Origin of the sequence: Thalassobacterium sedimentorum (assembly GCF_031127905.1) — a bacterium.
Classification (GTDB): domain Bacteria; phylum Verrucomicrobiota; class Verrucomicrobiia; order Opitutales; family Coraliomargaritaceae; genus Thalassobacterium; species Thalassobacterium sedimentorum.
Window position 1 is genome coordinate 25,854 of sequence record NZ_JARXIC010000032.1, and the last position, 11,653, is coordinate 37,506.

At 54.7% G+C, this 11,653-nt stretch carries 8 protein-coding genes; 6 read left to right on the forward strand and 2 right to left on the reverse strand.

Features of this window, described 5'->3' with window-relative positions:
- The first annotated feature begins 61 nt into the window (after positions 1-61).
- Positions 62-1,000, forward strand: coding sequence for an ornithine carbamoyltransferase (gene argF, locus QEH59_RS15185; RefSeq protein WP_308986230.1), 939 nt, complete (start codon positions 62-64; stop codon positions 998-1,000).
- A 169-nt stretch (positions 1,001-1,169) separates the two neighbouring features.
- Here the strand turns inward: argF and QEH59_RS15190 are convergent, their stop codons facing one another.
- A complete protein-coding gene (locus QEH59_RS15190; protein ID WP_308986231.1) occupies positions 1,170-2,192 on the reverse strand; it encodes a Gfo/Idh/MocA family protein in 1,023 nt (340 codons plus the stop codon).
- A gap of 189 nt (positions 2,193-2,381) precedes the next feature.
- A complete protein-coding gene (locus tag QEH59_RS15195) occupies positions 2,382-3,134 on the reverse strand; it encodes a glycerophosphodiester phosphodiesterase family protein (RefSeq protein WP_308986232.1) in 753 nt (250 codons plus the stop codon).
- A gap of 325 nt (positions 3,135-3,459) precedes the next feature.
- Here QEH59_RS15195 and purL point away from each other — a divergent pair, with 325 nt between their 5' ends.
- The 5 genes from purL (at position 3,460) to QEH59_RS15220 (ending at position 11,490) form a co-directional block, all read left to right on the forward strand.
- Positions 3,460-7,587, forward strand: coding sequence for a phosphoribosylformylglycinamidine synthase (purL, locus tag QEH59_RS15200; RefSeq protein WP_308986233.1), 4,128 nt, complete (start codon positions 3,460-3,462; stop codon positions 7,585-7,587).
- Positions 7,588-7,676: 89 nt separating this feature from the next.
- Positions 7,677-8,504 (forward strand): four helix bundle suffix domain-containing protein, encoded by an 828-nt coding sequence (locus tag QEH59_RS15205; RefSeq protein WP_308986234.1) that lies wholly within the window; start codon positions 7,677-7,679, stop codon positions 8,502-8,504.
- A gap of 248 nt (positions 8,505-8,752) precedes the next feature.
- The gene (locus QEH59_RS15210) at positions 8,753-9,421 is read left to right on the forward strand and encodes an Abi family protein (RefSeq protein WP_308986235.1); all 669 of its coding nucleotides are present in this window, start codon (positions 8,753-8,755) and stop codon (positions 9,419-9,421) included.
- A gap of 143 nt (positions 9,422-9,564) precedes the next feature.
- Positions 9,565-10,758, forward strand: a complete 1,194-nt coding sequence (locus QEH59_RS15215; RefSeq protein ID WP_308986236.1) for a three-Cys-motif partner protein TcmP — start codon at positions 9,565-9,567, stop codon at positions 10,756-10,758.
- Positions 10,759-10,782: 24 nt separating this feature from the next.
- Positions 10,783-11,490 carry a DUF5131 family protein gene (locus tag QEH59_RS15220; RefSeq protein WP_308986237.1) on the forward strand — a complete coding sequence of 236 codons (708 nt, stop codon included), beginning with the start codon at positions 10,783-10,785 and terminating at the stop codon, positions 11,488-11,490.
- Positions 11,491-11,653 lie beyond the last annotated feature (163 nt).

Here is an 11,653-nt window from a genome sequence, read left to right on the forward strand (position 1 = left end):
ATAAAAACCATTACACTCAACATTCAGCGTTCGAGCTCGAACCCTCGATGTTCCCCCAGTCATGCACCACTTTTTAAAAGAAACCGATTTCAGCCTCGAACAGGCCCAACAGGTATTCCTGTTGGCCAAGCAATTCAAAGCCGAACGGGCCAGCTCGGCGCAGCCACTCAGCACTCAATCCTGGGGCCTACTTTTTTACAAGAGCAGCACCCGCACCCGGATCTCCTTCGAAGTCGGCGTGCATGAACTCGGCGGACATCCCGTCGTACTCAACTCACAAAACACTCAGATCGGACGCGGCGAAACCATCGAAGATACCGCCAAAGTTATGTCGCGCTACCTGCACGGCCTCGTCATCCGGACCTTTGCCCACAGCATCATCGAAGACTTTGCCGCGCATGCCAGCATGCCCATTGTCAACGGCCTGACCGACTTCAACCACCCCTGCCAACTCTACACCGATATTTTCACTCTGTTGGAGCGCTACTCGCCCGACGACATGGATATCGAAACGCTCAAAGGCAAAAAAGTCGCCTTCCTCGGCGACTGCGCCAGCAACATGGCCAACTCGTGGATTCATACTGCCGCCATGTTCGGCATGGAGATCGTATTGGCAGGCCCCGAAGGTTTTGAGCCCGGCAGCGAAATCGATGAGGCCCTCAAAGCCGACGGACTGGAATTAAACTACACTTTCACGACCGATCCCACAGCCGCCTTCCAAGACGCCGACGTCATCTACACCGATGTCTGGGTTTCCATGGGCGACGAAGCCGAAGCCGAGAAACGCAAAGCCGAAATGGCCCCGTATCAAGTAACCCGCGAACTACTCGCCCTAGCCAAAAGCGAGGCCTACTTCATGCACTGCCTCCCCGCCCACGCCGGCGAAGAAGTCAGCCAAGAAGTGCTCGATAGCCCACAAAGCATCATCTTCGACGAAGCCGAAAACCGCCTCCACGCTCAAAAGGCAATCATGGCGAAATTAGTTGAACTGAACGCCTAAACCTAGAAAGAGTAGTCAGAAGACAGATGTCAGAAAGCAGAGATGAATATCAATCAGTTATGGCACTTCCGGTCTCGCCCAAATGGCGCATGCCGTGATTTTTATAACGAACTGATTAACAGTGCCTGGCTTCTGTTTTCTGACCTCTGACTTCTGAATTAAGGCTAAATCAGCACCGATCCGCCTCGTAGGCCAATCCGATCTCCGCGCGCCACCAATCCAGCGCCTTCATATTACCCAGGCTATCGTCCAAGCGCATGCCTACCGCACGCGCCCCGATTGCTTGACCACGCAATTCGCCGGCAAAGGATTCGATTTCATAGGCATACAGATCGCGGCCAAGCATAGGCTCGATCACCTCGTCTGCTCGATCGTCATCCAACACCGTGCGTATCCTGCCATTGCAGAACCAGGGACTCTCCACGATGATGCGTCCACGCTCGCCGGAAATCACGACCTGATTTTCAGCACTCATTTGCACCGCGCAGGTGCAGCGGGCCAAGACATCTCCCTCAAAGCGCAGCACGGCTGTCGTCCACATGTCCACCTTGGTCTGCATGTCGAGGTGACCCACAGCTTTCAATTCCAACGGCTCCGCAAACAGTCGTCCTTGCGCACGCCCTGCTATCAAACGCGCAAACGACATCGGATAGCAGCCCACATCTAAAATGCCGCCGCCCCCCAGCGCTTTATCCTGCAATCGGGACTCCGGGCACTCGCCGGCATTAAAACAAAAAGTCGCATCAATCATCCGCACCTTGCCGATCACGCCCGACTCCACCAAGTCCACCACTCGCTGCGTCTGCGGATGATGACGATACATGAAGGCCTCTCGCAACAAACAGCGCTTCTCCTTCGCCACCTTCACCGCATGCTTCGCCTCCCGCAAGTTCATGGTGAGCGGCTTTTCGCACAGCACATGCTTGCCCGCATAAGCACAATGCGCGATCCACGCTGCATGCTGAGGGTGAATCGTAGCGATATAGACCGCATCCACTTCCGGATCCGCCAATAACGCCTCATAAGAACCATAAGCACCCGCCGCACCATGCTCCGCGGCAAAGGCCTGCGCCCGCTCCGCATCCCGGGCGGCCACCGCATGCAATTCACTCCCCGCCACCTCTTGCAAAGCTTTTGCAAAAGAATGCGCAATTTTGCCACAGCCCAAAATCCCCCAGCGAACCCGTTTCATATCAGTCGTCATTGCAATAGAATCAACGAGCTCACAAAAGATTTCCAATCAAATTCAGACATAGGAAATAGATTCCCCAGTTTCCAAGCACAGCCAACCCGCGTATTTCCCAGTCATAATACACGCAAATGAACGTAAATTGACGGTTCCAAATCGCCGTCCATTCAGCCTCAGCGAACAGGCCGCCCGCTATTTCTGTAAAGCGTAGCGAATCACCTCAGGGCAATTCGTCGTAATCGAGCTCACGCCAAACGAAGCATAACGCCGCGCATCCACAGGATCGTCCACGGTCCAGATGTTTAAATCGATGTCTGCTTCCAAGATCGCCTTCACCATTTCGCGATTGATCCCCGAGTGACACCGCAAGCCGATTCCATCCACGTTGGTGTCCACCACCGTGTCCAGCACATCCGCAAGTTTCAGTTTAGAGCGCCCCAGCCAATTCGATTTCACATCGATCAACCAATACACGCCCAGCCCAGGCCGCTGCGCCTTCAGTGCTCGCACCATCTCGAGATCAAATGTGATCAGCACAATTTGCTTCAGCGCCACCGAAGCGGCGTCGAGCACCTCAAACAAAGGCACTAAAATCTCCGCCCCCGTCTTCAGCTCAATCAAAACCTTCTTCCCCGCATGCACATTCGCCAACCACTCACTCAGCAGCGGAATACGCTCTCCCTTAAAATTTGCCGACTTTTTCAGCCCCACATCCAACTGCGCCAACTCTTCGTAAGTATGCGCCTCGACTGATAAATTTCGTTCTGCCACCCGCTCCGTATCAGCATCGTGAATGCACACCACCTGGCAATCCGAAGTCAGGCGCACATCACATTCCACGCCATCCGCGCCTTCCATCCAAGCCCGCTGCAGCGCAGAAATCGAATTTTCCGGTGCCGCGACCGAAGCTCCACGGTGGGCAATGATCCTAGGAATATCATTCATGCCCCCTAACGATGAGTCACAATCCAAAAAACTCGATCAAATTCTCCCGATCACTGCCCACAAATCCACGGCCCGTAGAAATGATTCTGCCTAAAAGCACCCTCAAAGCGTCAGCTAAAGCCCTAAGCACAACCTAGCAACCGCACTTTCAGTCATAAAAATTCACGTTCATTCACGTAAATTAACGGTTCAAAAACGTCAGCGCCCCCATTACGCCCCCACAGCACAGCCGTCACACAGCAAGCAACAAAGGTACTTTTCGTATTGTTCCCTGCGCCTTCGCTCGCCAACGTAGCTGGTTTTAGACTTTTCTGACTTTCCAGCTATGCAACCAATCATTCTCCAAGGCCGTCAGGCATTCTCCGATTTCCGTCTCACCGCGCTTAAAAACGCGCTCAACGATGCCATCGCCGCACACGACATCGCCGCCATCGACGCGGTCGAAGTCTACTTCATCGAGTCAGCCCACCCGCTCGACGACCAAACCACGGAGCGCGCCTTCGCCCTGCTCGCAGCCGAACAGCACTTCGCCCGCGCCAACGAGGGCGGCTTTTTCGTCACCCCGCGCAAGGGCACCATCTCTCCCTGGTCCTCCAAGGCCACCGACATTTTCCACAACTGCGGCCTCGACGCCATTGCCCGCGTCGAGCGCGGCATCCACTTCATCCTCACCACCGAGGACGGCCTGGTGCTAAGCATGCAAGACCTCGGCTTGGCGCTGCTCGCCCTGCACGACCGTATGACCGAAGCGGTCTACGACGACGTCTCCGACTTTTTCAGCCACTTCGAGCCCGCCCCCTTCCGCACCGTGCCTCTCATGGCCGAGGGCCCCGACGCTTTCTACAAGGCCAACATCGACTGGGGCCTCGCTATGTCGCCCGACGAAATCGACTACTTGGTCAAGGCCTACCAGAAGATGGAGCGCGACCCCACCGATGCCGAACTGGTCATGTTCTCGCAGGTCAATTCCGAGCACTGCCGCCACAAGATTTTCAATGCCGACTGGATCGTCGACGGCGAGAAGAGCGAACTGTCGCTCTTCAGCATGATCCGCAACACACACAAGCTCAACCCCGAAGGCACGCTCTCCGCCTACGCGGACAACTGTGGCGTCATCCCCGGTGCCCCCGCCGACTGGTGGGAAGTCAACCAGCAGGACGGCAGCTTCGCCTACCAAAAGACTCCCAGCCAGCTCGACATTCTTTGCAAAGTCGAAACCCACAATCACCCCACCGCTATCTCGCCCTTCCCAGGTGCCGCGACCGGCGTCGGCGGTGAAATCCGCGACGAAGGTGCCACCGGTATCGGCGGCCGCCCCAAGGCAGGGATCTCTGCCTTCATGGTCTCCAATCTGGAAGTGCCCGGCTACAAGCAGCCTTGGGAAAAGCACATCGCCGAGCACCCAAGCCGCATGGCCTCGCCCATGGACATCATGCTCGAAGGCCCGATCGGTGGCGCAGCCTTTGGTAATGAGTTTGGCCGTCCACAACTCTGCGGCATGTTCCGCACCCTCCAGCTGGAGCACAACGGCCAACACCGCGGCTACCACAAACCCATCATGGTCGCCGGCGGCATGGGCAACATGAAGCGTGAGCACGTCGATAAAAAGCCGATCCCTCCCACAGCTCTCATTCTACAACTCGGCGGCCCGGCCATGAAGATCGGTCTCGGCGGCGGCGCTGCCTCCTCCATCGGCGCCGGCTCCCAATCCGAAGCGCTCGACTTTGACTCCGTGCAACGCGGCAACCCGGAAATGGAACGCCGCTGCCAACAAGTCATCGACGGCTGTATCGCCCTCGGCGCGGACAATCCCATGCTTTCCATTCACGACATCGGCGCCGGTGGACTTTCCAACGGCCTGCCCGAGCTGGTCGAAGCCACCGGTGGACGCTTCCACCTGCGCAACATTCACAACGAAGACTCCTCTATGTCGCCCATGGAGATCTGGTGCAACGAATCCCAAGAGCGCTACGTCATGGCCGTCATGCCCGACCGCATCGAAGCCTTCAAGGCACTCTGCGAACGCGAACGCTGCCCCGTCGCCATCGTCGGCGAAGCCACCAACGACGGACAACTCGTGCTCGAAGACTCCCACTTTGAAAACAACCCGATCGACATGGACATGAGCGTCCTGCTCGGCAAGACACCCAAGATGCTCAAAGACGTCACTCGTCTGGTCGAAGACCACGCCGAGCTCGACGTATCCGAAATTCAATTACCCGAAGCCATCGACCGCGTGCTGCGCTTCCCTGCCGTCGCCAATAAGAGCTTCCTGATCACCATCGCCGACCGCAGCATCACCGGCATGGTCGCTCGCGATCAAATGGTCGGCCCCTGGCAAACACCCGTCGCCGACGTCGCCGTCACCGCCACCAGTATGGACAGCACCACCGGCGAAGCCATGGCCATGGGCGAACGCACACCCATTGCCATCCTCAACGCCGCCGCTTCCGGCCGCATTGCCATCGGCGAGTGCTTGACCAACATCGCCTCCGCCTACGTCGGCAAGATCGGCAACATCAAACTCTCCGCCAACTGGATGGTCGCCGCCGGCGAGCCCGGCGAAGACGCCAACCTTTACGACACCGTCAAAACCGTCGGCATGGAAATCTGCCCCGCCCTCGGCATCTGCATCCCCGTCGGTAAAGACTCCATGTCCATGCGCACCAGCTGGAAAGACAGCTCCGGCCAAGACCACAAACAAGTCTCCCCGCTCAGCCTCATGGTCTCCGGGTTTTCCAGCGTCGAAGACGTGCGCAAGACCGCCACACCCGACCTCAAGTCCACCGACAGCGCCCTGATGCTAATCGATCTCGGTGCCGGCAAAAACCGCCTCGGCGGCAGCACCCTCGCCCAAGTTTACAATCAAATCGGCAACAACTGCCCCGACCTCGACGATCCCGAAAAATTCGTCGGCTTCTTCAATGCCATCCAAGAATTGCTCAAAGAAGGCCTCATTCTCTCCTATCACGACCGCGGCGACGGCGGCTTATTGGCGACCCTAGCCGAAATGGCCATCGCCGGCCGCAAAGGCATAAACGTCATCCTCGACAAGCTCGTCCAACATCGAACATCGAACAAAGAAAACGTAGGGGCGCGACTTGTCACGCCCGCCGAGAATCAGCCCACGTCAGCCAATGCTTCAGATTCGCCCACGTCAGCCAATTCAAAATTGGACGTTGAACGTTCAACGTTCGACGTTCCCTCCGCCCTCGCTCTAGCCGCATTATTCGCCGAAGAGTTAGGTGCCGTCATCGAGCTAGACAAATCCAAGCTCGCCGCCGTCATGACCATCCTCGCCAAGCACGGCGTCAGCGACATCACGCACCTAATCGGCAACACCAGCGCCGAGCCAACGCTCAACATCAGCCTCGAAGGCCAAGACATCTACAGCGAAACCATCACCACGCTCAACCGCGCCTGGTCCGAGTTAAGCTTCCGCATGCAAGCCCAACGCGACAACCCCGCCTGCGCATTGGAAGAGTATAATAGCTTGTTAGATGAAGATAACGCAGGAATCCTGATCAAGCCCACCTTCGACCCCGACGCCGAAAACGTAGGGGCGCGACTTGTCACGCCCGCATCAGAGTCAGCCGCGCCAGAGTCGACTTTCATCCCAGGTCCCGCATCCGCCATCATTAATCACTCATCCGCCATCTCTAAAAATCGACCTAAGGTCGCCATTTTCAGAGAACAAGGCATCAACGGCCAAAACGAAATGGCCTTCGCCTTCGACCGCGCTGGTTTCCAAAGCGTCGACGTCCACATGACCGATCTGCTCAGCGGCAAGGTCGACCTCAAAGACTTCGCTGGGCTCGTCGCCTGCGGCGGCTTCTCTTACGGCGACGTCCTGGGCGCCGGTTCCGGCTGGGCCAAGAGCGTCCTCTACAACCAAAAGTTGAAAGACATGTTCCAAGCCTTCTTCGAGCGTGAAAACACCTTCACGCTCGGCGTGTGTAATGGTTGCCAAATGATCTCCCAGCTCAAGGAAATCATCCCTGGCGCCGAGCACTGGCCACAATTCAAGCGCAACCGCTCCGAGCAATTCGAAGCCCGCTACAGCAACGTCGAGATCATGGAGAGCCCCAGCATCTTCTTCAAGGGCATGGCAGGCAGCCTCCTACCGATCCCCGTCGCCCACGGCGAAGGCCGCGCCGACTTCTCCGCCACCGGCGACTTCGAGCAGTGCCTCACAGGCGACCTCATCAGCATGCGCTACATCGACGGCCAAGGCGAACCCACCGAGCAGTATCCCGCCAACCCCAACGGCAGCCCGGCAGGCACCACCGCCTTCACCACCACCGACGGCCGCGCCACCATCATGATGCCACACCCCGAGCGCTGCTTCCGCAGCGTTCAGATGAGCTACCGCCCAGCCGATCAATTCACCGGCGAAGCCGGCCCTTGGCTCAAGATGTTTCAAAACGCGCGCCGCTTCGCAGCGGAAGTTTGATCGGTCCGATCCGTCCGATCTGACCGATCCCCAACCATCCGACCGATCCGACCGATCCTCCCCCCAGAACAACACCCCCAAAAACCAAAATGCCCGACACCCCCGCAGACCGCCAGCCAGCGAAACGCCGCTTGCGGCCCAGCGGGGGCTATCGGAAACTGCGCAGCTTTCAAACCACGACGCTCATCTACGACGGCACCGTCAGCTTTTGCCGACGCTTCGTGAGCGGCTACAGTCGCACCCAAGACCAAATGATCCAGGCCGCCCGCAGCGGACGGCAAAACATCGCCGAAGGCAACCGCGCCGGCGCCGTGAGCACCAAGTCCGAGCTCAAGCTCACCAATGTAGCCCGCGCCAGTCTGGAAGAGCTGCTGCTCGATTTCGAAGACTACCTACGCCAAAACGACCTGCCCCTCTGGGATCCCAACGGCAGCCAGGCCAAGCAAGTACGTGAGCTCGGCAGTCAAATTCGCAAAGCCCCCGAAGGCTCCCCCCTGCACGATCCCCAAGACGCCGGCGACCGCGCCCGCGCCAAGCTCTACGCCCCCGTGCTCCAGCACGAAGACCCCGCCGTGATCGCCAACAGCCTAATCTGCTTGATTCATCAAGCCAACTACCTGCTCGACCAGCAGCTGATTAGCATGGAGCAAGCCTTCGTCGAAGGCGGCGGCTTCTCTGAGCAACTCGCCAGCGCCCGAATCGCCGAAAGGCGTAAAAAGGATCGGTCCGATCCGACCAATCAGACTGACTTGTCCCGGCGTAGCTCAACGAAGCCGGATCCCACCCAGCAAATCCCCAAATGCCCAATCTGCGGCGAGCTCATGGCCCTCCGCACCGCCCGCCAGGGCAAAAACGAAGGCCACCAGTTCTGGGGCTGCACCCAATACCCCGACTGCAAAGGCACCGCACCTGTATAAAGTGATCCGTCCGACTTGTCCCGGCGTAGCTCAGCGAAGCCGGATCCTACCCACCCATGTTCCGTCTAAGCAACATGCGTCCACTTTACGCAAAACTTGCGAATCTCCCTAACGTTGACAGGTTAGCTAGAAGAACCAAAGTTTAGGGCAAAAAGAAACCCCGGCTCCTAGCACCGTCGCGAAGGACGGGAGAAGGATTTCCGAGGTTTACGCTCATCAAAGTAGAGAACCGCCGATAAAAATCAAGCATGAACTCCAGCGGCTACGATCAGATCATACAGACACTCGCCCCAGAGCGACTCGGGGCATACGGCACAGACAGCGACCAGCCCCAACTGATACTAGCCCGCTATCTGTTGAACATGGCGCTTTGCGAGTCACTCTATTCACCATTACAAATGGCAGAGATCGCATTGCGCAATAGCATCCATCGAGAGCTCAGCATCCACTTTGACACAGATGAATGGTTTCTAGCCCCAAAGTCTCAAACCACTTGGCAAGCGAGAAAAGTCCACGAAGCTCAGGAGCTGCTCAAATCAAAAGCCAAACCCACAACAGCAGGTCGAATCGTCGCAGAATTGAGTTTCGGATATTGGACGAGCTTCTTCAACAAGGCACATGCCAGCAGCGGCATTGGCCATAGGCTTGCCAGTAAAGTATTCATCCATGCCCCACGCCGAAAGCGAAACCTCAAAAAACTCGATCAACGCTGGAAGCGTATACGTGATTTAAGAAACCGCGTCTTCCATCATGAGCGAATTCTCCACTGGGCAGATCTCGACCAACAACACTCCGAAATCCTCGAAGCCATCCATTGGATCAGCCCAGAACTCGCCGAATTATCAAAAACACTCGACCGTTACACACAGACGCGACAAGCTGGCCTCAAACCATGGATTGAGCAACTCAATCGTTAAATTTCCAACCATATTCAATCGCCCCCCCACCACCGATTGCAAAGGCAAAGACATGACCTGTTTTTCACCCCAAATCCAAGTTATTGAGCAGTATACCAGAACCCCAAGGCAAGGCACACTATCTAAGCTAACAATTTAAAATCATGGCTTCAAAAATAAAAGACAGAAAGCACTTCAACCAATACCGAGATCAAACTCGTGTTAAGCATGAGATACTGAGAAAATATATGCTCGCATTCTTTCAGATCCTAAAAGGCCATAGAAATAACCTTGTATACTTAGATGGTTTCGCAGGCAGGGGAACGTATGATGATTCCAATGGAAGCGGAGAAAAATGTGACGGATCACCACTACATGCACTTAAAGTAATAGCAGAAAAACCGGACCTAGCAGAGAAGGTTACTACAATTTTTGTTGAAGCTGATGCCGAAAACTTCAAATCATTATCACAAGAAATTGATAAATTCCACAAGGCACATCCTGCCATCCGCGAGCCAGGTGTGCACAATGGGACTTTTAGCGACGCAGTAGATGTAATAATCTCACAACTCGAAGCAGGCGGATCAAAACTAGCTCCAACTTTTGCATTCGTTGACCCATGTGGCATCGACGGTGCATCAATGCAATCGATAAAGAAAATCCTGTCTTACGATAGGTGTGAGGCTTTCATATTCTTCAATATTGAAGGCGTAAGAAGAGTGTGTGGGCTTGAAAAACTCAGTAAGACATTGATTGACCTTTATGGTTCAGAAGAAAGGTCACAAAACCTGACCAACGAGATTTCAACACTGAAAGAACCAGCTCAAAAAGAACAGGCAATGCTCTCTGCTTATATGCAGGCAATTTACGAGGAAATAGGATCCGATAGCTTCGTCACCTTCTTTCCGATCGAGCACGAGAAACGAAAAATTACCAGCCACTACTTGATCCATGTGACAAAACATTCCCTCGGATATAAGATTATGAAAGATGTCATGTGGAAACTCGGCGTAACCGATGAAGGAGAAGGAGGCCTAGGCCTGATACAAGCATCAAAGTATGACTCAAATGCTTTGTTTCGGCCAAATTGGGATGCATTCAAAGATAGAATACAGGAACAGCTAAATGGAAAGCCGACAAAGATCAGCTTTTTCTATGATGACTGTGTCAAAATGCCTGATGATAAATTCTCCGAGCCTGCATATCGAGAGGCTTTACTTGAGCTAGAATCTGAGGGCAGAATTACCATACTTGATAAGGATGCTAAAACACCTAAACCAGCAATGAAGCGCATGAAAAGAAAAGGTAAAACAACTTTAGGTCAGAGTTATTACGCAATAGCCGTTGACTACACATAAGGATGAACTATTGTTCACCTTCATATGGCAACTACCACATCCATAGAATGGACCGAAGTAACATGGAACCCAGTCACAGGTTGCACTAAAATCAGTGCGGGATGTAAGAACTGCTATGCAGCCAGAATGGCCAAACGGCTTGAAGCTATGGGTGTTCAGCGCTACCAAAAGGGCTTTAAACTACAAACTCACGACGATTTAATCGATCTGCCAAAGTCATGGAAAAAGCCGCGTGTAGTCTTTGTAAACTCCATGTCTGATCTCTTTCACAAAGACGTGTCATTGAGCTTCATCAAGAAGGTATTCAAAACGATGAATGAATGTCCTCAGCACACATTTCAGGTCCTCACAAAGCGTAGCGATCGCCTCATGACACTCGCACCAAAGTTGAATTGGACTTCGAATATTTGGATGGGAGTCAGTGTTGAGAACAACGATGTTCAGGATCGAATCGAAGACCTTCGATGCGTTCCAGCGACCGTTCGTTTTCTATCTTGCGAACCACTCATTGGTCCACTCGATAGCATGAACTTGAGCGGTATCCACTGGGTCATCGTAGGAGGCGAGTCTGGGCCCCATTCACGACCGATGGAAGAAGCATGGGTTCAGGACATTTTGAAGCAATGCAAACGTGCAGATACTAAATTCTTCTTTAAGCAATGGGGAGGCACCAACAAAAAGCAGACTGGCCGCAAGCTCAACAAGAGAACTTACGATGAAATGCCAGTTTAGTCTAGGACAGAGAAAAGGGGATCATGTCAGAATGGCACAAGGGCTCAAAAGGGGTCATTGCTACGGTCAGCCCAAAAGGGGTCAAACGCAAAATATAAATATTTGACCAATCCCCGACTCCGTGGCTAGCCTCGTTTTCATGCCACGCAAACAACGGATCGAA